This window comes from Porphyromonas sp. C0026D3 (assembly GCF_056590775.1).
Genome location: NZ_JBWPWU010000005.1, coordinates 17,649 through 40,100, shown reverse-complemented (window position 1 = coordinate 40,100; position 22,452 = coordinate 17,649). Strand labels below are relative to the sequence as shown.

Genomic DNA, 22,452 nt, shown 5'->3' with positions numbered 1-22,452 from the left:
TCCTCCTCCCATGCCGGCGCCACAAGGACTATATGTACAAGTACTGGTACCCTTACCTCTGGACCAGCCGGAGTACACGTACATTCTGGACTTGGAGCACTCAGTGGATCCTACAAAATTGATCGGAAAGCTTTGCTTTATTCCCCTCGGCAAGGGCAAAACATACACCGGGGTGATCACCAAAATCCCGGAGACTCCCCCAGCTCCAAATATCAAGTACAAGCGTATCCTAGCACTACTACCCTACCCTGCTCTGCCACCTACCACCCTAAAACTCTGGAGATGGGTGGCAGAGTACTATATGTGCAGCCTAGGAGAGGTATACCGAGCCGCTGTGCCGGCACCTTTTCGGCCGGATGGAGAGCAACGCTACCGAATATCTGGGGAGGTGCCGGATCTCGGTGAGGCGTTACAGGCTTTTGTGGAAGAACACTCCACATTCTCTCTAAAAGAGCTGAGGAGAGAGTTTCCGGATGAGTACTCCTACCTACTGCAGAAGCTAATAGAGCTAGACGCCATCGTAGCCACAAATGAGCCCAGGATCTACCGCAAAAAAGAGGTTATCGATTGGGCCCTATCTCCCCTTTTTCTCGCCTCCCAAAACGAGCAAAGCCGAGTACTGGAGTTACTCAAACGCAGTCGACAGACCAAAGAGGTGGCCGAACGTATCATTGCGCAAAAAGAGGCAGTGGACACCTCCCCCGTCACGCTCTCGCAACTTGGACAAAGACTCGGACTCAGCAACTATGCCCTAAACAAACTACGAGACTTAGGGGTGATCGTTGAGCAGAGAAAAAGCACGCCCCAATACGTACAAGCAGGAAACAACATGCCCTGTGACACCGCCCCAGACTTTAGCAACAAAAGCATCCTACTCCACCACCTCCCCTTCTCGTCCGTTGAGGAGCGTCTCCACCTAGTCCACCTAAAGAAAGCTGTAGAGTCCGACCATGGGCAGTATCTGCTCCTCCTACCATCTCAGGAGTGCCTAGAGTACGTGGAAGAAAAGCTACAGCAAGTACTTGGGGCGCAATACCGCCCCTACCACAGTGGATGCACACTTGGCGAGAGACATCACACCTGGCACGATGCACTAAAAGGCACCCCTGGAGTATATGTGGGACTGAGAGCCGCAGTCTGGCTCCCCATACCGCGACTCAAAGAGATTGTGGTGGTGGACGAAGAAGACATCGGATATAGACAGTATGAGCCAACCCCCAGATTCACCGCCTCCAGTGTTGCACTCATGATGGCCATGTACTGTCGCGCCAAGACCATTTTGACCTCAGCCAGTCCCTCCGTACAGAGCATGCTCCTTGCCATACAAGGCAGATACAACCTGCTCGAGACACCGACCAAGCACCCCAAAATGCCTACAGTCACCGCTGTAGACATGAATAAGGCATTTGAGCAAAACAAGGTGCAAGCAAGGATGCTCTCATTCGAAATGTCTCGTGCCATCACCACTACTCTGCATGAAAAGCGCCCCATACTCCTGATGTACCAACGGAAAGGATTTGCCAAGTACGTAGAGTGCACCGCCTGTCACTGTGTCCCCACCTGCCCAAAGTGCCACACAGCCTACCGCTACTACAGTGGCAGTCGCAACCTCGTCTGCCCCGTCTGCGGACACTACGAAACACTACCCGACCGCTGTCCAAACTGCAACCAACACACTCTACAAGCTGTAGGTACCGGAGTCGAACGTTTGGCAATGGCACTCAGGCAACTCTATCCGGGCGTGAGCGTTGGACTATGGGACGGCCAAAACAAGCCAAACACACAGATCACCATCTGTACTCTATACACACCACCGCTTGAGCTACTACACCGAGCCGGAATGATCGGAGTCATCCAGCTTGATCTACTCGTGATGAGACCGGACTTTCGTGCAAATGAATACACCTATCGCTACCTGATGACCTGCCTTACCGAGGCAAGAAACGCAAAACACCTCCTCGTACAGTACTTCGTCCAAAGGCCAAATGCGCTTGACGCCATCATGCAGCACGACTACAAGCTCCTCCTTGATCATGAGCTACACGAGCGACACCTCGTGAAGTTTCCCCCTTTTTCACGCCAGCTGGATCTCGTCCTACAGTCAGACAACCGACAAGCTGTATTTGAGCTAAGCCAAACTCTCACACAACAAATCGGTCTCCAACTCCCCACCCTCAGCATACTGGGTCCAACTCCATTGCCCTCCTACAAAAAGGACACCGACATCGGCTACCGGATCACCCTTCTCATCCCCTTGCAAGAAAACCTCAGTAACCTAAGGGCACTTTTGCACAAATGGCGAAAAGAAATTCTGACACAGCACAGAGGTAGCTCACTCTACATCCACTTCGACATGGATCCCCTGTAGAATGACGAGCCCATCCCTCCGTAGCTCTTTTCCAAAACAGGACTAAGACCAAACACAACCAACAGCCACAGTTTTCCACACCGTGAAGACAGCAGTTTCTTCCCCATGAGACTACAGTTTCTTCAGTATGAAACTACAGTTTCACCCGATGGGACTGGAGTTTTCGCCCATAAGACTGCTATCCTATTCCGAGAGGAGATTTCCATACTCACGCGGAGCCGATTCCGGCGGAGTAAAACAAAAGTCTCCTCCGAGGAACGTGTATATTCCTTGGAGGAGACTAGTCGTTTTAGGACGAATGGGGTGTTCTGCTCTGGTAAGCAGTGCTAAACTTTCAGAGATTGATGGTTACCGCACCGAGGACTCCTATTCCTGGTCGAGAATAGTCTATCCAGCGACTTTCGCGCTGATTGATGAGGTTGGTGCCCATGAGAGATAGCCCTAGGTTTTTGTGCAGTTTGTAGCTTATCCGAGCGGATAAGTCGGCCACAAAGGGGATCCGTCCGTACTCTTTTTGCCCCACTGATCGCAAATACTTTATACCACCAACGCCTTGGAGATTGCAGTGGGCGGTGAGTGACGGCAGTATCTGATAGTCTACAGATAGGTTCATCAGGATTGCCGGCCTTCCGGATAAGTGTACTTTGTTTTTGGCCAAGATGTAGTTGTTGTACTGCATGCTTCCGACAATTTCCAGACCTCCTGCGTATATATATCGCGCACTCGCTGTGAGGTAGGCCAGCCCCACATTATTTTTTCTCTGCGGTAGAAAAGTGGTGAAGGGGAGTCCGTGAGCTTGGTCTTTTGGGTCCGGCGTGGCACTGTCGTATGCCCAGTCGTAATAGTCTCGGTAGCTTGCATAGCCACCTCGGAGGTCAAGCGAGAGCCCGGATATGCTTCCGACTTGGACTCCGATAGTAGCATCGTAGTCGGCAAGTGTCATAGCTTTCGAGAGCGAGGTGGGTAGGCTGTAGCGATTGAGCCTGTAGAGTTCACGGAAACCTGTGACCTCCCCCCCTCCTTTTACTGTCGCAAATACTGAAAGGTCGTCCGTGGCTTTCCACTTGGCAGTGATATTGGGTGAAATATGGAGCTTGGTTGAGACCCCATTTAGGAACTGGATGTTGGCCCCACCACGTAGCGATAAGTCCTGATAAACATATGAGACATACGGACTGACAGAGAAGACCATGGGAGTCGAGGTCTCAAGAGTTGGGAGACGTTTGGCAGAGACTTTGGTTGTTTTGAAAAACAAGTCAGCACCAAAGTTGAAGTCATAGGTAAAGATGCCGTATGCCAGTTTTCCTCCGATCAGTAGATCAAGTCCGTTTGCGTTGTTTTTGTCTGTGGCAGAGGCAGGTATTGGCAAGGATTGGCGTCCATACCCAAGGGTACCATACAAGCTGTATTGCCAAGGCGATCTAAGGATGAGCGGTGCCGGACTAAGGTTAAAGTCTATGGCACCTCCTACCATTTGATAGAGGGGGTAGCGGGGCTGTGCTCCATCCGGTGGAGTGGTGCTCATAACGGCGTGCCCGAAGTAGGTCTGCATGTTGTTGTAGGCTTTGGCCGATACGTTGAGCAAGCGATCGGGCAACTTGTGCCCATAGCGGAGGACTACATTGGTGTCGTGCGTATTGTTGAGCGCACGGAAAGACTTGGAGTCACCGGGGACAAGGTCCTTTAGAGAGCAGTGGTCGATGGCAAGATCAACAATGCCGTTTTCCCCGGCTCTAAAAAGAAGTCCGGTATTGAGGCCGAAGCGAGTCGGATAGCCCCCGAAGATCCTAGCATGCCAAGTATGTTGCTTGGGCAAGGAAGCATAGCTCCGGTACACGGGGTCGAAAAGATGAGGCCTAACCTCCATCCTTACCCCATAGGTTGTATTGGCGAAGTTAAGAGACTTTAGTCGGGTGTCACGCTTAGTGTCAAGAGGATTGAAAAACTCTTTGGTAGCCTGCTCTGTATCCGGGATGTACTCACGCTCTAGGATCATTTCTCTCTGTAGCGTGTCGGACTGCTCTGTGTGGGTATTGCTTTGCGCAAAAGACATGGAGCTACCAAGTAACAATAAGCACAGGATATTTATTTTTCTCATCTGGGTTTGCTTTCTTCAATAAAAGGATCAGTGCGATGCCGCTTTATAGTGTTGCCAGTTTCTGATTGATCATATCGACAATTCCGTCGGTGGTATTTGGATAGCTGCCTTGCACGCTTTCGTAGTAAGCGCGTGCCGACTCCTTGTCTCCTAGTTTTGCATAAGTGTCTGCGAGCAAAATGAACCCCCGCGCAAGCCAGTAGGCATTGGATGAACCACGAGTGGTTAGGGCATTCATGCTACGCTGAACCTCGGCATATTTGCCGTGGTCATAGAGATCAAGTGCCAAAATCACATCAGCCATATCGTGGGTGTTGACATTGGGAAGCTGCTTGAGTAGGCGAGCATAGGCAAGGGCTTGTCGCTTGTTGTTGGCTTTGGCGTAGCATTCGGCCGCATAGCCGATAATTTCCGCTTTAGTCCGATCATTCACCTTGAGGTTTCCCATGGCAACATCTTCGGCAAGCTTGTACACAAACTCGGTGCTGTGGCTATTCATTGCCCGCTCACCAGCAAGACGAACAGCATTGCTGCACTCTGTGACATCTTTTGCATAGCCGGCTTTCGCCAAGTAGGCTTCAGCAGCTCTTCCGGGTTGATTGAGTTTGTCATAGGATGCGCCAAGCAAATTGTACACCTCACCAGCAAGGGCAGGATCTAAGCTACGACTGCCAAGCCTCTCAAGTGCTAAGGCGGCACTTTGGTAATTTTTTAAGTTGTACTCAATAAGCGCCTTGCTGTATATAGCCCGATCTATATAGGCACCGTTGGGATAATCATTGATATACCGATCAAGTGCCGATTTGGCTTCCTGCGGAGTAGCGGAGGCCACCAATCTCTCTGCGGCCAAGTAGCTCATTCTATCAAGTTCTTCGGCCGAAAGAGTACTGTCTAGACCCGTGTTGTGCGCAAGAGAGGTGTAGCGGTCAACCTGATTGAGCTGAATACTAATGGACTTCAGATCCTGCAGTGCTATCTTGGCCTCGTCACTTTTGGGATAGTTACGGATAACACGCTCATAGGCTTGCGCTGCATCATTTAACCTATTTTGGTTGAAGTAGGAGAGCGCAAGCTGGAGACCAACTTTTGGGGCCAGATCACTTGAACTGTGTAGCCGGAAAAAACGCTCAAAGGCATTGCGAGCACCCTCCTCATCCCCCGCGAGGGCCAAGCTTTGCCCTTGCTCAAAAAGGGCTTTTGGAGCAAGCTTTGAAAGAGGGTATCTTGTAGGCAACTGAGCCAAGACAGCGGCTTTGCCTCTATAGTCCTTTTGCAATCCAAGTACGACACCTCTGCTATAGAGTGCATAGTCGGCTTCGTTGCCACCCGCTTGCTCTGCTTTTTCAAAAAAACGTTGTGCCTCTGTATAGTCTCTCTTCTGAATCCTTATGTCACCAAGTCGATTGAAGACTCCGGACCGCTCGTTCGCACCCAAATCATTGTTGTCCGACAAGTAGGCGAGAAAAGCCTTTTCTGCATCCGAGTACTGTTTTGTATTGAAGTACGCATACCCGAGTGTGTAATAGGCATTTTTATTCAGCGGCAGATCCTTGGGGCGTTGCTTGAGGTAACTGTTGGTATTTTGGATGGCATCTGAATACTTGCCTTGTTGATACGCCGCCTCACCAAGCCACAAATAAGCCTCGGCCACACTTGTCGCATCGCTAGCAGTGCGAATAATATCCCGATACTGATCAACAGCCTCTGTAGCTTTGCCCTTGGCAAGTGCTTGGTTGGCCTTCCCTAGTCGTACCCTGTCCCGAACGCGCTTGAGTCGCTCAGGCATAGGAACTATGGAGTTGAGCTCTTTCAGTGCCAAGGAAGTGTTGGGTTCATTTAGGTACGCATCCTCCAAATAGCCGATTGCCATTGGGCAATACTCACTGTCGTGGTGTTGACGGATAAAACCAAGCAAACGACCTGATCCAGGTCCCACTCGCCCCGGAGCACTACTATATACCGCCAAAGCTGAGTTATAAGCCGCTGTTTCTGTCAGTGGCGTAAAAGCATTGATCTCAACAGCTTGATCAAAGGCAGCACCTGCAGTAGCGATATTTTGCGAAGCTAGGTGCCCTAGGCCAAGATAATAGTAGGCAAGTTGTGCCATGAAGTCTTTTTGCCCGGAAGGCACACGCTCCAAGTAGCGAATAGCCTCGGAGCTTCTTCTCAGTTCGACCAACATTTTTCCCAAGGTTAGGAGCTCTAGTCGTCCCGGATTATCCGAGCGCATGACATAGTCGGACAAATACTCCACGGACACTTGCTTTTGCCCAAGGTTAGCCGAAGCAAGGCCGGCTGTTTTGAGCAAAGAGAGATTAACCGCCGGATCCAGATGTGGCATAGACAGTCCTTGACGTGCGATACGGAGCGCCTCCGAATACTTTGTTTGCGAAAGTTCTCCTTCGGCAATATATGCAGTGGCATAAGTCCCATAAATAGCATGGCCCTGTATTTTTTTCAAAAGCGAAAGGCCTTTCTCTGCCTCACCTGTTTTTAGATAAAGGTAACCGGTATAAAAGGTTGCGTCCTCACGAAAGGTGTCGGAATACACAAGTGGAGCAAACCTTCGGAGAGCCTCCGCATACCTACCCTCACGCATCAGTGCATACGCAAAATAGTAGTCCGTTGCGACAGCCATACGCTCCGGCAGTTGCTCTGTGTCCACCCTTCTGTACCAAGGGATAGCTGCACTATACTGCTCACGTATATAGTACCAGTCTCCTAATCGCGCACATGCATATGGCAAATATGCAGAGTGGGGATATTGCTCAATGAAGTGTAGTAGCTTGACCTCGGCTTCTCCGGCATCAAGAACTCCTCTGGCAACAGCATCCAAAAAACGAGCCTCTTCCTCAAGGGCCGGTAGAATCCAAACATCTCGATAGACAGGCACAAGCCCCTCTATCACCCCCACGTTACTCTGTAGCTGAGAAGCCTCACGCGAGCGCAACAGGTGATCCAGCTGATCGTCATAAGTCTGAGACAGTGCGCTCGAGGATAAGCATAGTGCCAGGGCAAAAAATAGAGATTTATACTGCATACATTTAGTCCAAAATAACGATGTACAAGTTAGTCAGTACCAAAGTTACCCATTTTCTGCACAATGCGATTTATACGAAGGAGTACAGCCCTGCCACATAGTCTCCTTTCTAAATTTGAAGCACTGTCACACTTCAGGGTGAAATGTGCCACACGCATGTCAAAACCTAATAAGTTTTTTGTCCCGATATTTTTTGTGTAAATTCGCACGGCAATGTATGTGGCAAACATTCTAACTATTGGTCGCCATATTTTGTGAACAAACACGATTTTGGCATCTGCCCCGACCACACAGACGACCGGTATCGCGTGCATGGTCACCTGAGGCTACCTTTAGGATGGACCTAGCACCCCGTAAACAAAAAGACACAGATCAAGAAAATCCAATGAAGAATTTCCTCAAGATGACATTGGCGTCCTGCTTGGGAGTCATCCTTGCAAGTGGCGTTGTTATGATTCTTTTTTTCACACTTCTCAGCTCAGCTGTAGGAGCCTTAGTTAACTCCTTCTCCGGATCCAGCGTTACAGCTGTAACCCCCACTGATGGATCCGTACTCCTCTTGGACTTGGAGGGAACTCTATCGGACCAGTACACGACAGACTACTTTGAGGATCTTTTCAACCAGGGTAGGCAGAAAAACTTTGCATTGCCAGAGATTCTCCGTGCTATAGCTGCTGCAGAAGACGACCCCATGGTAGAGGCCATCATACTAAAACTTGAAAACTGCAATATGGGTTTTGCCAGCGCACATCAGTTGCGAGACGCTCTAGAGTCCTTCAAGCAGTCGGAGAAAAGAATTTACGCCTACTCAGATCTGTTTTATGGGTATGGAAACTACTATGTAAGTAGCGTAGCGGACAAGATTTTCGCAAACCCCAAAGCCACATTGGGTATCACCGGACTAGGCTCCACAGTGCTGTTTCAGCGTGGTCTACTTGAAAAACTAGGGGTCAAAATGGAGGTGTACAAGGTAGGTACGTTCAAAGGGGCTGTAGAACCTTATGTCCTTGACAAGCTAAGCGATGCCAACCGCATGCAGATACAGACCTATCTGGATGGACTGTGGAACGGGACACTATCCCAGATAGCCTCTAGTCGCAACATTTCGACAGAGGTGCTTCAAAACTTTGCTGACAGCGCACTCTTCTTGAAAGGGATTGAAGAAGCTGTAAACCGCAACCTGATAGACAGTCTAGTCTATGAGACAGACCTAGATGGCATTCTGGCCAAGGAGGTCCTAGGAGATGAGAATGCTGATCTCAACATCCTACGAGTCAATGACCTTCTCTCTCCAACAGACGAAAAAGCAGAAGGCAACATCGCGATCCTATATGCCGAGGGAAACATCGTAGACCTCAAGCCTGAGAACAACCCATTTGAATCAGACATCAAGCAAATTGACCCGCGAGTCGCCGAGCAACTAGCCGAGCTTGCAGAGGATGACGATGTTGATGCTGTTGTCTTTAGGATTAACAGTGGTGGAGGGTCTGCCAGAATGTCCGAACTGATTGCTCGTGAAGTCATCCGACTAAAGGCAAAGAAACCTATTGTGGTATCTATGGGCGACTATGCCGCCAGCGGAGGATACTATATTGCGTCCAACGCAACCAAAATCCTTGCTGACCCATACACTCTGACCGGCTCAATTGGTATTTTTGGACTAGTTCCCAATTTCACAGGCACAGCTGGCAAGATTGGTCTCACCCACGATACAGTCAAGACGGCCAAGATGGCCGACTTTATGAGTCCACTTCGGCCATCTACTGCGGAGGAAAAAGCAGTTATGCAGGAGATGATCGAAAAAGGCTACGATGAGTTTTTGACCCGTGTGGCTCAGGGACGCAACCTAACAAAAAAGCAAGTAGATTCAATTGCACAAGGAAGGGTCTGGCTAGGCAGTGATGCCCTAGAAATTGGACTCGTGGATCAACTCGGCAATCTGCAAGACGCAGTAGAAGAGGCTGCTAACTTAGCCGATCTCAGCGACTACACTATTACCGATTACACCCAGGTAATGAGCTGGACAGAGGCTCTTTTCGGCTTTGACTTGGGAAAAACGGTCCGTTCGTTAATGCTCAGTCCTGAAGAAAGAGCCATGAGAATGGTCAATAAACTGACCAAGGAAATGAGTGGGATCCAAGCCGTTCCCCCCTACCCTCTGACAAACATACGTATGGAGAACCAAGAGTTGATTTACGACCTAGGACAGTAACGTAAACAAAGAGAGTGAAATGAAGAGACGTGGCAATATCCTCCTGAAGCTTCCGGCCATACTGTATGGAATCGGCAGCTGGCTGAGGAATGTCGCATTTGAGCTACAATTACTCCCATCGATCAAACCCAACATTCCTACCATTTGTATCGGAAATCTCTCTGCCGGTGGAACAGGAAAGACCCCACATGTGGAGTTGCTGATCCGATTATTATCCCCCAAGTATAAGGTAGCAGTTCTCTCAAGAGGCTATGGACGCAGTAGCAAAGAGCCAATCATAGCAGGCCCAACGGATACAGCACAGACAATCGGTGACGAGCCATTTCAGATCAAGAGAAAGTTTCCGGAGATCATGGTCTATATCGATGCTAACCGTCGAAGAGCACTTGCATGCATGGAGGCTATGCCGGAAGCAATCAGGCCAGACGTGGTGTTAATGGATGATGGATTTCAACACCGATATGTGATTCCGACATTCAATATCTTGCTCACCCCATTTCACCTTCCCTACACTCAGGATGACTTGCTACCGTATGGTAACCTAAGAGAGTCAATGTCCGGAGCAATTAGAGCAGATAGCATCATTGTGACCAACACTCCGCCGGATACGAAGCCTATCGGAATACGAAACATAAAGATGGAGCTAAACACCCTGGACTACCAAGAAGTCTATTTTAGTCGTATAGTGTACGAAGAGGTGACGCCACTATTCTCTGATGGGAACGACATTTATCCGAGCACAAACACACCTATCCTAGGACTAGCCGGAATAGCTGACCCAACAATATTCATAGATACCATAAAAAACAGCTACCAGCAAATATTAGACATGCTTCTCTTTCCGGATCATCACGCATTCACGACTCAAGACATTGACAAAATCGTTGACCAACTTGAAGATGACCCCGATGCTGTGCTCCTAACTACCGAAAAAGATGCCATGCGCCTACTTGCCTACGAAAGTATTCTTTCTGAGGATGTCAGAAGACGCATTTGGTACTTGCCCATACAAGTATACCTATCTCCTAAAAACACAAAGCGATTACTCGAAAGAGCGGACCGTGCCATCAAGTACAATACTCTCCACTACTAGATCCCATGGATGTCAAAGAAATAAAAGTCATCAACAAGAGCAACAACCCACTTCCCTCCTATGCCACACCTGGATCTGCCGGACTTGACATCTGTGCTTTCTTAGACCGAGCTACAACCCTGCAACCAATGGAGCGAAAACTGATCCCTACCGGTCTCTACTTTTCAATTCCCGTAGGATATGAGATCCAAGTACGTCCCCGAAGTGGATTGGCAATCAAGCACGGCATCACACTTGTCAATGCTCCTGGAACAATAGACTCAGATTACCGGGGAGAGCTTGGACTACTTATCATCAACCATTCAACCGAACCATACACCATCCAACCGGGCGAGCGTATTGCACAGCTAATACTATCTAAGTACTCTCAAGTAACCTGGCAGGAAGTTGACACCTTGGACACAACAGAACGGGCTTCCGGAGGATTCGGGCACACTGGCAAGTGAATGTCCAAAAGATGACAGAATCATCCAAAACTGACAGAAAGAGTAGTTATAGAAGAGATGGATCAGTCTTTGCATTCAGCATTTGTGTGAAGACTGTAAATCAAATTACCATAATATGAACAACAAGAAACATAAAAAAGATAGAAGCGACGAGCAACAAGATGCGATGACAACCCGTGAGATAACAGATGATACAGAAGTAACCACGGAAGAGACACAAAACCAAGTACCAGAAGAAAACAAAGAAAGCCTTCTAGCACAAGAGCTTGAAAATCTCAAGGACACACATCTACGCCTTAGGGCCGAGTACGAAAATTTTCGGAAAAGAACGCTTCGTGAAAAATCCGATCTGATCAAATATGCCGGAGAGAAGGCTATTAGTGCATTCTTAGAAGTAGTTGATGACTTTGATCGTGCACTATCCAACATTCCAGAGACTGAAGAGAATAAAGAACTTCGGGACGGAGTGGAATTGATACGTCTCAAGATGCTCTCCAAACTCAAGTCACAAGGAGTAAACGAAATGGAGGTGATCGGCAAGGACTTTGATGCTGAGGAGCATGAGGCTGTAGCAATGGTACCGACAGATGAGCAAGACAAAAAAGGGAAGGTAATTGATTGTGTCCAAAAAGGCTATACGCTCAATGACAAAATAATCCGTCACCCAAAAGTGGTAGTCGGTCAGTAAGAGGACCCATATATAATACGTTGGAAATTTAAGACTAAAAACATGCAGGGCACAAAGCACGTGACCGGCGTGTCTCTTTGAAAGACAAAGCAGATAAATGACCAAAAGAGATTACTACGAAATACTTGGCGTCTCCAAAGATGCCTCGGATGACGAGATAAAAAAAGCATACCGCAAAACAGCAATAAAATACCACCCCGACAAAAATCCCGGGGACAAAGAAGCTGAGGAAAAGTTCAAAGAAGCGGCTGAAGCATACGATGTACTTCGTGACCCAGACAAGCGAGCTCGTTATGACCAGTTTGGGCATGCTGGTGTTGATGGAATGACCGGCGGGGCTAGCGGTACAGGTGGCATGAATATGGAAGATATCTTTAGCCAGTTTGGAGATATTTTTGGCGGATTTGGCGGATTTAGTGGATTTGGCGGGTTCTCAGGTAGACAAGATGGTGGAGGCTATCGGTCTCGTGGAGGAGACATTCGTATCCGAGTCAAGGTAACCCTACAAGACATCCTCAATGGAGCAGACAAACGAGTCAAAGTTCGCAAGGATATCGCGTGCAAACACTGCCATGGCAGTGGTGCCGAAGAAGGGAGCAAAGCAGAGACATGCCCGACTTGTCACGGATCGGGTACGGTTATCCGGACACAAGACAGTATATTTGGTCGTGTACAGACACAATCCACTTGTCCGACATGTAGTGGCTCAGGTCAGATTATCAAGAACAAATGTAAATACTGCCATGGATCCGGCGTTGAGCGAGGCGAACAAGAGGTTAGCTTTCACATACCTCCCGGAGTGGCAGAAGGTATGCAGATGACAGTGAGCGGAGCTGGAAATGCGGGCCCAAACGGAGGTGTAGACGGCAACCTTCTTGTATTATTTGAAGAAGTACCCGATCCCGACTTTATCAGAAACGGCAATGACATCGTCTACAGTCTACTCCTCCCGATACCAACAGCACTAATGGGTGGTAAGGTAGAAGTGCCAACACTAGATGGACGTGTTCGTGTGACTATAGAGCCAGGGACACAACCCGGCAAGATACTCCGTCTCCGCAACAAGGGTCTTCCAAGCACACGTGGTTCAGGAAAAGGCGACCAACTCATTTCGGTACAGATTTTTGTTCCCAAAAACCTGCGTGATTCTGACTTAAGACTGGTGCAACAGCTAAATGACATTAGTGCATTTTACCCAACAGAAAAAGACAAGAAACAATTCATCGCTGATCAGAGGATGAAGTTTGATCGATACGAAGACTAGTTGTATCACAACAGAGAAGATAGACCCTCTAGGTAATATAGTCATCAAAAAGCTAGGGTGTGTCAAAACAATAGTTTTGGCACACCCTAGCTTTTTGACTTTTTGCCTACAGCACATGTATAGTCTTTGACATCACAATCTCATAAAAGAGAGGGTGCCCCGGACACGTCCGGAGCACCCTTTTCTCTCTCTCTAAATGAAAGCAACTAACGATAGAGCTTGATTTCACTAAAGCCTACCGCATACCCCCATCCATCCACTCGCTCAATATGGATGATCACAGACTCTGCATCATTAATAGGTTCGATTAATTTGATAAGTCTAAATTGATCAGGATTGCTGTACAAAGCAGGAGGATCCATAATCTCAACATTCCCGAGTGCATGCTCCACTCCATTTTTGTCTAAGTACTTGAGTTTAAGCTCAGAGGGAAATGTCTTTAGAGACATGCTCCCCCAAAATTCCTCTTGCTGAGCTCTCAGACCAATAGCCTTGAGAGATCCTCCAATACCATCTATCCTGAACGGGTAACCAACATAGACAGATATCCCTGTCATCGGATCACCATCCGTAATGGCGGTATAGTCACCATCTGGCATACCCTGAGTGTACTCAGCACTTGAATTGAGCGAAAGTTGCCCCACGGGGATCTGTTCCAGTCCGTCATCAGTCTTCTCTACACTCCACAGTCCATGGACATGATCATGGCTTATATGTAGGATGACATTGAAGTCCGAAGTATTAGAGGAAACTTTTGCTCCCTTGTCCTCAGACATCAGTCGCAATGGAATGCAATAGTACCCCTCATCTAAAGACTTAATATCCAAAAGTTTCACAGAAAACTTATCAACACTCTCCACTTTTCCCGCCGGAACGGTGACTGTACTTGTCACCAGTTCGTATAGCTTTGGAGCAAGAATGCCCACCTTTGACATAACCCGGGGAGCTAGCTTGGCTTCAAAAGGCTTGGCCTCTGTGTTGACCATCACCTTTCCAGTGTAGTCATTTTTGATAGGAGAGGTCAACCTGAGAGGGAAACGTACAGTTCCGTCTTCTGCTTGGAATTCCAAGCGCCCGTTAAGAGTATAAAATGTGGCCTCTGTGACAAGTTGTTGCATGCCATTTTCGCGGACATAGGACCTTGTAGAATAGTCTTCTGACACGGTATCTGATGGGAGCAATAGTGTTCCTATCCGAGAGTCCTTACATGACGTAAATGCGAGTGCAGCGAGGACACAGATGAACGCACAGCATTTATTATTATATTTATTCATGTGTTGTTGCCTTTCAGTATTACTTTTACTTAAACATTACATCCGGCGTCCATACTACCGATCCGCCTCCCGGAACAGTGGCATCGGGGTTCTTTCCCGTAGCGTCTTTGAAGGTATTACCTGTTCCTTCGTCTAGTCTCCAATAGCCTATGAGTCCTTCGCTCTGAGGATTGCAGTTGTACATGTTATCCTGCAGTTGCTTTGGCGTACGTGCCACCTCCCATAGGCGGAGCTGAGCAACTTGAACATTGGCTCTCAGATAGTCGGTATTACCAAAGCCTGGAGTCTTTCCTAGCCACACCTTGCCGGCCGGCAGATCAAGCTGGTTATCAAGTTCACCGTTGACATAGATATAGAGTTTGGTATCAGCACAAACCATTGCAATATGGTACCAAGTGTTTTCCTCAAAGAGCATATTGCTATTGAGTTGAGTTCCTTTAGTCTTGATCTGAAAGCGATTGCCCTCTATTGGTGCATCACCAAAGCGACAGAAAATTTCACCATCACGATGCTCGCCATCAACCTCAGCTCCGCTTCCCCATCCGCCAAAGAGTGCTTGGTTGTTGAGCTGGCCATGACGCTTACCCAGTAGGTCCGCCTTTACCAAAAACTCAACAGTCCAATTGACCAAGCCGTGTTCTTCAGCGAGATTGAATCGGAGGTTGGAGCTAGAGTTCATGGTCAGAACAGGTTGAATAGCCTTTTGCTTGAGGATATATACAATCCGGTCACAGCCATCCAGCAAAGTGTACGAACCACCCGGAGAAGCTATCCTAAAACCTATGGCATAGCTCTTACCTGAGTCCTTGAGTTCCTGGGAGAGCGGTGGTATCTCTATTACAATCGGGTCGGATAGGACTTCTCCTTTCTTAATAACAGTAGAGGTCCCTATGAGCTTGTAGCCCTCAAGGGGGAGGGGCTCTAGCTCAGTCCCATTGACCTGATTGTATGCCTTGACCACCTCGGCATCAGGTAAATATTGCACCTGAATGTCCTCCTTGGCCGGCTCAGAAACTTGGATATTGAACTGAGTCGTAGTTGCACTCTTGGCTACCTCTACATTTAACCCCGTGTTGACTGCAGTTTTTGTCTGGGATATGTATACTTGGCCACTAAGAGGAGTATATGCTTGCTCCATCTTGCAGCCGGATAGTGTGGCAATCATCAGTCCTGCGGTAGCTGTCAGGATCCTTGTCACATATTGTCTATTGTTTATTATCATTTCTTTATCTAAAATAGATGAGAATTTAGTGTATAGCGGGATTCATGATCTGTATCGCACTTCTCAGGTATGGGTAGGTACCTTTTTTCCCTTGAACACGATACTCATATTCCATGTGAAAGGCACCAACTCCGCCTTTGCGGTATTTCTGACCTTTCCAATCACACATGTACTTAGCGAACCAAATTAACTGAGGATCGCCATCATACGGACTTTGACCACCTTTGGCTGCCGCACTCTCAAAGTTGGCACACCAAATCATCTTTCGGGCGACCTCCTCGGGAGTCATATGATCTTTGTAGTGATCCATCACGTTCGCATACCTAGAATCCAATGACCCAGGATCTGCATCGCCATAGGCTTGTATAATAAAGTAATTGAAATACTTGCCATAGTCCTTACCAATAGCGGCCGGCTCACCATCGATTACGAATAGCTTTTTGCGTCCTTCCTCGGTCTCAGCCAGCGGGCCCATCATCTTGCCGAATGTCTCCACAAAAAGATTGATGCGATGGCGGGTACCGTTTTTGTCATAAGCCCACAACTCTTTGTTGGTTTCGAATGGCTGGCCATACGAAGGCTCTGCATCAATATCAAGACCGTCTAGGTCATACTTGATGATTGTATCAGCAACAGCCTTAGCGTACTTGATAATAGCGGCATCAATAGTCTCCGGTGTACTCACCCACTGACCATCCTTCTCTACATCCCAGCCCCAAAAGCGGTGTTGCCATTGGTTCCAGCTAACCCCTTGCTTCTGTAGCTCTTCAGGGATAGGAGGAGTGATCGCATCACCGATCTGAAACATGAGGATACAAGCTAGAGCCCGAGTTCCCTTTACTTTTTGGACGTATTTAAGGTCGGCACGACGTATAGGATCAATGTTCCTCCAACCGCCCCATAGCGATACAAAATCCACGCTATCGGGAAGCCCCCTAAGGGAATATTCGTAGTCTAGCCCTTTGCCTGTCCAGTTTCCATACCAACCGAATGCAACCTGATGGTCACTATCATACTTGTATCTCCTGAGATTTTGATAGTAGGGAATGTTTTTATCTCTAGCAATAAGGGCATCAATCTCAGATGGATCAATATAGGATGCACCTTCTCCGACATGGCTGCTACGGGTGAGGTCAATACTGTATAGAGGCTCTGCGTCGGTCATCTTTTTGCACGAAGATGTCCCCATAGCCAACATACAGAGCAAGAGTGAAATATAGTACTTGAATTGCTTCATATTGTGAGTTATTTTTCAAAATTAGGGGATAAGACTTACTTCTTTTGCCACCACATTTTTGTTGCATAGTCATTTCGACCACCAAGCTGAGACTCCATTAGGCTAAAGTTTTTCGGATCCTTTGTTGCCTCTGATGAGGCGTAGGGGATTCTGTTCGCCGTCTTTAGGCTGGCATAGCCTGGTGTGGGTTGCACCGGTGGATAGATGTTGGGATAGCCGGTGCGCCGGATATCAGCCCATGCCTCAGAACCAAGGGGATATAGTGCAATCCATTTTTGGATCATGAGTCGCTCAAGCTTTTGTTCAAAGGGAGCGGCATTGTCCCAAGCAACGGTCAAGTTGCTAAGCGGTGCACTATTTCTACCATATCCATTAGGAACATTGATATAGGGCATCGGTTTGTCATTGTTGTTGGCAAGGTACTGATCAGCCTGATCAACACCCCACTGCTGGAAGGAAAGGCGCACACCCTTATTATACCAGTCCTGCGCACTACCGCCTACGTTCCATCCTCTCAGATCACCCTCTGCACGCAAAAAGGCAACCTCAGCAGCGGTCATCCAAATACTGGCTTTATCTTCCGGCCATATTGCTTGAGAATAAAGCTCAAGAGCCTTAGCTTTCACCCCTATAAAGGCTCCTGCTTGTAGCCCTACAAGACTGCGATCAGCCGGAGTTTTGGCCGGGGCAAAGTACTTTTCGGCACGAGGATCATGATAGCCACTGAGGTAAGCGTCCATCTCTGCAGACATGACCGCATCACCCCACTCCACCGAGGTCTTATAGATTCCGGCCGGCTTGTACTGATAGGTTAGGTTGTCTCTATTTGTTTCGATAACCCCATCACGGATCGCCTTTTCACCTATAGTCCGTGCCAAATCAGGCTCTACAAGGCTCATCCGAATAGCCATGCGCAACTTGAGTGAGTTTCCAAAAAGTGCCCATCGTCTGATCTCTCCTCCGTAAATCACATCGGCCTCCGGGAAAAGAGTAAAAGAGGGGTCAGCCACAAGTGCTTTTGCAAAATACTCCGTAGCTGTGTCCAGATCTTTCAGGATAGCTTTGTACACCTCACTCTGTGGGGCAAAGGCTCCCGGCTCAGTTCCACCAAAAGGGAAAGGACCGTAGGTGTCCGTCAGATTGAGCAGAGCATGAGCTCGCAGAATAAGTGCCCAGTAGTACACGGGGCTTTCTTTTCCTGCTTCATCTATTATATCCTGCATAGCTCTTGACAGCCGTGGCCAAATTGTGCTGTATGGGAAATTGATCCATCCATCAGGAGCATTGTAGGTGCTGGTCTTAGCATTATTCCATGCATCCTTTGTCTCAGCGAAATAGCGACCGTAGATGTTACCGATCAGGTCATAGGTCATCTGAAAATCGTTTTCCTGTTGAGGGAAAGAGATGTTGAACATCACCTTGAGTGCATTCTGCCCGGACAGATTGTCCGTCTTCAGCTCTTCGGAAGAAACCGATCCTATTGGTCGATTGATTTCCTCAAATGAAGAACATCCTCCCATCAGAAATCCTAGGCATAGCAACCCAATAGCTACAGTCTTTGTATGCGTAGTACTCATAGTCTTTGCTGTCATTAAAATTGAACCTTTGCGGTGAATCCAAAGCTCCGCATTGAAGGCTGCATAAAGTAGTCAAATCCCTGATAGTATGTCCCGGTCGAAGCACTCAGCTCAGGGTCAAAAGGAGCCTTCTTATAGATCATCAAAATGTTGTTGGCATTCACACCCAGGGTGATTCTTGCCTTGTTGGCAAACCAGCCCTCCGGAAGGGTGTAGTTGAGGTGCATTTGCTGTAGTCGTACGTTTGTAGCGCTGTAGATGTAGTTTCTCCACAGAGGCTTTTCTCCTGCTGTACGTTTGTAGTACTCCTCGGCAGAGAGTAGGCCTAGGTTGACTTTCACACCTCCTTTTTCTCTCAGATCCGCTGATGCTTTAGACACCCCATACTGATCAAGGTAGGCTTGTGTCTGAGACATCACGATACCACCGATACGCGCAGATATCAAAAAGCCAAATGAAAGGTCCTTCCACTCAAAGTCATTGAGAAGACCCATGTTAGCCGATGGCAGAGTGGTACCTCTATAGACAGGGTTTGTCAGATTTTCCGGTACAATCGTGTTGTTCTCAACCATTGGGTAACCCTCTTGGTCGCGCTTGATGGACGTGTAGTCGTAGACGTCGCCCATGGTGCCACCCTTGGACAGCACTACCTCGATACCATTGAGCCCACCCATCTTGATTGACTCAGAATCCTCGGACAAAAGCTTGATGATTTTGTTCTGGTTGGCACTAAAGGTATAGCGCGGACTCCATGCAAAGTCACCCCACTTCAATTGAAGACCGGTGGACAACTCAATACCTTGATTTTGGACATTACCGGTCTGTACATACTCCTTGTCGTAGCCGGTTGCGGCTGATGCGGGTCTCAGGAAAGTCTGGTTGGTGGTATTGGAGCGGTAGAGTGTTAGGTCAACATCCCAGATGCTAAAAAACTTACCGGTCAGTCCTACCTCCCAAGAGTTGGTTCGTTCAGGGAAGAATGTCTCCGGGAACTTGATGGTCGAGCCCTTGTAGCCCCCGGTCTCCGGATCAAAAGAGTAGCGATAGGGACTTGCAATATTGGGAGAAATAGCAGAGCCCACACTTGCCCATGATCCCCTCACTTTGAGGTAGCCCACATACTTTTTATACTCTGTTGGGATGTACTCGCTTAGCAAAGCGGACACTCCGACCGAGGGATAAAAGAACGACTCATGAGAGGTCCCGGCAAGCGCAGAGTCCCAGTCATTTCGTCCTGTAATCGTAAGGAAGTAGGTACTCTTATAGCCAAGCTCTGCACTTCCAAAAGCCGAATAAATCAAGTGGCGCACACCTCCAAATATTGGAGCATTCTCTTTTTTGCCTGCCGCATAATCTATCGCATTGGGCGTAAAGATATTGGATGGAGCCCGAAGCCCTCCTCTAAAGCCTTCCGATCGTGTACTCGAATAGTTGGCAGCCCCACCGATGTTACCGGCGATTGAGAAGTATTCGCCTACGTTGAGATTGAGGTTGGCAATCAAATCCCAATAGAGGGCTTGCTCCAAGCCATTCTCATACGAGTAAAATCCATACGGTGAATGGGCAAAAATAGTGGCAGTCGATGCGTGCCGCTTATCTTCGTTTTTGATCTTTGTATTGTCGTACCTAAATCGAGTAGAGAGATCCAGCCAGTCGGTCACTTGCGCCTTGAGCGAGGCGGCTGCCATGTACCGCTCTCTGCTGTTGGTCCGGATCATTCGATGCATTGTCCAGTAGGGGTTCTGGGAGTTGAGGAGCTCACCATACCTCCAGTTTTGCTCGTATATCCTACGGATAGGGTTGTAGGTCTCATAGAGTCGCACACTGTCAAAGTTGTCTCCTCTCGGAAAAAGATAGAGCATAGGCAGTGGGTTGAAATACTGTCCTTGCGCCATCAGGTTCTTGTCCTGGGCTTGGATATAGTTGAGGCTCAGGTCCAGGGTAAAGAGGTCATCCAAGAAGGTAGTGGTGTTACGTGCAGTGACATTGTACCGGTCATAGCCTGAGTTGGGCAAAATTCCCCTCGCGGTTGTCGATCCGAGAGAGAGGTAGGTCCTACTCTTCTCATTACCCACATTCAGGGCGACGGTATTCTGGATATTCATACCGGTTTTGAAAAATCCGGTTGGGTCATACTTGCCATACGGTGCACTAGCTTTTTCCCCCCAGCTTGCGATCTCGCCCGGGCGATTGATGTAGCTGTCCTGAAACTCCGGTAGCACAAATGGACGCAAAAACTGCGAGCTGTTGCTGATCGTCACACTCACGCGCCCTGCTTTCCCGGATTTTGTGGTAATCATGATAACCCCTTGGGCGGCGGCAGATCCGTATAGGGCGGCAGCAGCGGGTCCGCTCAGCACCGTAAGGCTCTCAATGTCATCAGGGTTGATGTCGGATATTCCCTCACCACCGGGTTGTTCACTAAAAGCTCCACCCCCTATATTTCCTTTTGACGTGTTAAACATTGGGACACCATCAATCACGTAGAGTGCCTGGTTGCTGGAGTTGATGGACTTGGGGCCACGCATCACGACACGTGTGGCACCACCGAGTCCTGCCGACGAGGCATTGATATTCACTCCGGCTACCTTTCCACTTAGCGCATTGATGAAGTTGGCATCCTTCACAGTAGTCAGTGCGTCACTCTTGATCTCCTGTACATTGTAGGAGAGTGCCTTTTCCGAGCGTTTGATACCCAAAGCCGTTACCACAAGCTCATCCAGGACCTCAGTATCCTCATGTAGCACAATGCGGATGCTGCTCTGGCCTTCCAGCTTGGTATCCACCGCCTTCATCCCAATGTAGGAGACACGGATAGTGGCTTGCTTGGACACATTCTTCAGGACAAAGCATCCATCCATGTCGGTCAATGTACCGAGACCACTCTGCCCCAGCACTTGTACCGTCGCACCCGGGATCGGTTGGTTGTCAGTGTCCACGACAGTCCCCTTTAGCTCCATGGTCGACTGGGCATAGAGGCCAATCGCCATCCACATTAGGGACAGTAACAATAATAGTCTTCTTTTACTCATAAAATAGTTATAAGGGTTGGACATATAGCACACAGGCTCACCGGCCTGTGCCTAAAAAGGGACCCTCTGATCTACCGAAAAGCAGACCAAAGGGCAACAAAAAAACCGCCCCTCCGCAAGTGCAGAAGAACAGTAAAAATGGACTATATAATAAAAAGGTGAGGCGAGACGCCCCCTCTCCCAAACGATAAGCGGCTGTAAGTCTACGGAGGAGTTGGTACAGAGTGTGTAGCGAGAGTCTCTCTCTCTCTCTTCTCTCCCTTCTAAATTTCACCGATATAGACAAACTATTCACGCTAAAAAACTCTAAAACAAGAACCTACGATAGGATCAACTTCAGAAATTGCGTACCACTGTTGTGATCTTTTCATATTCTTTTGCGCAAACATACACAAATTCAGCAACACAGCAAGGCTCAAAAAGTCGTCCGGATCCCGCCGGCGGTGATGGGCGACAAGCTAACGAAGGGGAAAAAGCGCAAGAAAGCGTACCCTTTGACACAACCCCCAACAATTGGTATTCCAAAGGGCTAAAAAGTCAGCCCTCTGTACTTCCAAACTATTTTTCCCAGATGAAAAACTCAAAATCACTATGTGATTTATTCAAATCACTAAGTGGTTTATTCAAATCACTGTGTGATCTCTAGAAATCACACAGTGATTTTATCTTTTTCATGGGAGAGGACCATCTTTTTCTCCGACCTCGTCGGTTTTTTCTCCAAGGGAAAAAACTTTTCCCCCTAGCCCGACAAAGTACCCGACACGAGCCGTAAGGGAGCTCAAGTCAAAGCAGGGTATGGCACTAACTCTGGGAGGGGCCTAGATCGTAGTAATGATTAGGAAGTTAACACACAAACGGCTAAATTTGTGGGCAAAGCAGTATTAGTATGTGGTTTTTGCAA

13 protein-coding genes are annotated in these 22,452 nt (G+C 48.2%); 6 read left to right on the top strand and 7 right to left on the bottom strand.

Annotated elements, in window-relative coordinates:
- Positions 1–10 precede the first annotated feature (10 nt).
- Complete coding sequence (locus AC1EK1_RS05095) at positions 11–2,368, top strand: primosomal protein N' family DNA-binding protein (RefSeq protein ID WP_480305943.1); 2,358 nt, start codon at positions 11–13, stop codon at positions 2,366–2,368.
- Between the two features lie 334 nt (positions 2,369–2,702).
- Here AC1EK1_RS05095 and AC1EK1_RS05090 read toward each other — a convergent pair whose 3' ends face one another.
- Together AC1EK1_RS05090 and AC1EK1_RS05085 are read right to left on the bottom strand one after the other, a co-directional pair.
- Positions 2,703–4,466, bottom strand: a complete 1,764-nt coding sequence (locus AC1EK1_RS05090) for a TonB-dependent receptor (protein WP_480305942.1) — start codon at positions 4,464–4,466, stop codon at positions 2,703–2,705.
- 43 nt (positions 4,467–4,509) lie between these two features.
- Positions 4,510–7,506: a tetratricopeptide repeat protein gene (locus tag AC1EK1_RS05085; protein ID WP_480305940.1), complete on the bottom strand. Its 2,997-nt coding sequence runs from the start codon at positions 7,504–7,506 to the stop codon at positions 4,510–4,512.
- A gap of 385 nt (positions 7,507–7,891) precedes the next feature.
- Between AC1EK1_RS05085 and sppA the strand changes: the two genes are divergently transcribed.
- The 5 genes from sppA (at position 7,892) to dnaJ (ending at position 13,209) form a co-directional block, all read left to right on the top strand.
- Complete coding sequence (gene sppA / locus AC1EK1_RS05080; RefSeq protein WP_480305939.1) at positions 7,892–9,718, top strand: signal peptide peptidase SppA; 1,827 nt, start codon at positions 7,892–7,894, stop codon at positions 9,716–9,718.
- 19 nt (positions 9,719–9,737) lie between these two features.
- On the top strand, positions 9,738–10,811 hold the full coding sequence (lpxK, locus tag AC1EK1_RS05075; RefSeq protein ID WP_480305938.1) for a tetraacyldisaccharide 4'-kinase: 1,074 nt from the start codon (positions 9,738–9,740) through the stop codon (positions 10,809–10,811).
- A 5-nt stretch (positions 10,812–10,816) separates the two neighbouring features.
- The gene (gene dut, locus AC1EK1_RS05070; protein ID WP_480305937.1) at positions 10,817–11,257 is read left to right on the top strand and encodes a dUTP diphosphatase; all 441 of its coding nucleotides are present in this window, start codon (positions 10,817–10,819) and stop codon (positions 11,255–11,257) included.
- A gap of 115 nt (positions 11,258–11,372) precedes the next feature.
- Positions 11,373–11,945 (top strand): nucleotide exchange factor GrpE, encoded by a 573-nt coding sequence (locus AC1EK1_RS05065; RefSeq protein ID WP_480305936.1) that lies wholly within the window; start codon positions 11,373–11,375, stop codon positions 11,943–11,945.
- A gap of 97 nt (positions 11,946–12,042) precedes the next feature.
- Complete coding sequence (gene dnaJ, locus AC1EK1_RS05060) at positions 12,043–13,209, top strand: molecular chaperone DnaJ (RefSeq protein ID WP_480305935.1); 1,167 nt, start codon at positions 12,043–12,045, stop codon at positions 13,207–13,209.
- A 206-nt stretch (positions 13,210–13,415) separates the two neighbouring features.
- Here dnaJ and AC1EK1_RS05055 read toward each other — a convergent pair whose 3' ends face one another.
- The 5 genes from AC1EK1_RS05055 to AC1EK1_RS05035 are packed head-to-tail and all read right to left on the bottom strand — an operon-like array spanning position 13,416 to position 21,551.
- A complete protein-coding gene (locus AC1EK1_RS05055) occupies positions 13,416–14,483 on the bottom strand; it encodes a DUF1735 domain-containing protein (RefSeq protein ID WP_480305933.1) in 1,068 nt (355 codons plus the stop codon).
- A gap of 25 nt (positions 14,484–14,508) precedes the next feature.
- A complete protein-coding gene (locus AC1EK1_RS05050; RefSeq protein WP_480305932.1) occupies positions 14,509–15,705 on the bottom strand; it encodes a BT_3987 domain-containing protein in 1,197 nt (398 codons plus the stop codon).
- A gap of 25 nt (positions 15,706–15,730) precedes the next feature.
- Positions 15,731–16,942, bottom strand: a complete 1,212-nt coding sequence (locus AC1EK1_RS05045) for a glycoside hydrolase family 18 (protein ID WP_480305930.1) — start codon at positions 16,940–16,942, stop codon at positions 15,731–15,733.
- Positions 16,943–16,977: 35 nt separating this feature from the next.
- Complete coding sequence (locus tag AC1EK1_RS05040; RefSeq protein WP_480305928.1) at positions 16,978–18,519, bottom strand: SusD/RagB family nutrient-binding outer membrane lipoprotein; 1,542 nt, start codon at positions 18,517–18,519, stop codon at positions 16,978–16,980.
- A 14-nt stretch (positions 18,520–18,533) separates the two neighbouring features.
- Positions 18,534–21,551, bottom strand: coding sequence for a SusC/RagA family TonB-linked outer membrane protein (locus AC1EK1_RS05035; RefSeq protein WP_480305927.1), 3,018 nt, complete (start codon positions 21,549–21,551; stop codon positions 18,534–18,536).
- Positions 21,552–22,452: the final 901 nt, after the last annotated feature.

Coding starts and splice junctions, on each gene's coding strand:
- AC1EK1_RS05035 (WP_480305927.1), bottom strand. CDS start 21,551: ATGAGTAAAAGAAGACTATTATTGTTACTGTCCCTAATGTGGATGGCG.
- sppA (WP_480305939.1), top strand. CDS start 7,892: ATGAAGAATTTCCTCAAGATGACATTGGCGTCCTGCTTGGGAGTCATC.
- lpxK (WP_480305938.1), top strand. CDS start 9,738: ATGAAGAGACGTGGCAATATCCTCCTGAAGCTTCCGGCCATACTGTAT.
- AC1EK1_RS05065 (WP_480305936.1), top strand. CDS start 11,373: ATGAACAACAAGAAACATAAAAAAGATAGAAGCGACGAGCAACAAGAT.
- AC1EK1_RS05085 (WP_480305940.1), bottom strand. CDS start 7,506: ATGCAGTATAAATCTCTATTTTTTGCCCTGGCACTATGCTTATCCTCG.
- AC1EK1_RS05055 (WP_480305933.1), bottom strand. CDS start 14,483: ATGAATAAATATAATAATAAATGCTGTGCGTTCATCTGTGTCCTCGCT.
- AC1EK1_RS05040 (WP_480305928.1), bottom strand. CDS start 18,519: ATGAGTACTACGCATACAAAGACTGTAGCTATTGGGTTGCTATGCCTA.
- dut (WP_480305937.1), top strand. CDS start 10,817: ATGGATGTCAAAGAAATAAAAGTCATCAACAAGAGCAACAACCCACTT.
- AC1EK1_RS05095 (WP_480305943.1), top strand. CDS start 11: ATGCCGGCGCCACAAGGACTATATGTACAAGTACTGGTACCCTTACCT.
- AC1EK1_RS05050 (WP_480305932.1), bottom strand. CDS start 15,705: ATGATAATAAACAATAGACAATATGTGACAAGGATCCTGACAGCTACC.
- AC1EK1_RS05090 (WP_480305942.1), bottom strand. CDS start 4,466: ATGAGAAAAATAAATATCCTGTGCTTATTGTTACTTGGTAGCTCCATG.
- AC1EK1_RS05045 (WP_480305930.1), bottom strand. CDS start 16,942: ATGAAGCAATTCAAGTACTATATTTCACTCTTGCTCTGTATGTTGGCT.
- dnaJ (WP_480305935.1), top strand. CDS start 12,043: ATGACCAAAAGAGATTACTACGAAATACTTGGCGTCTCCAAAGATGCC.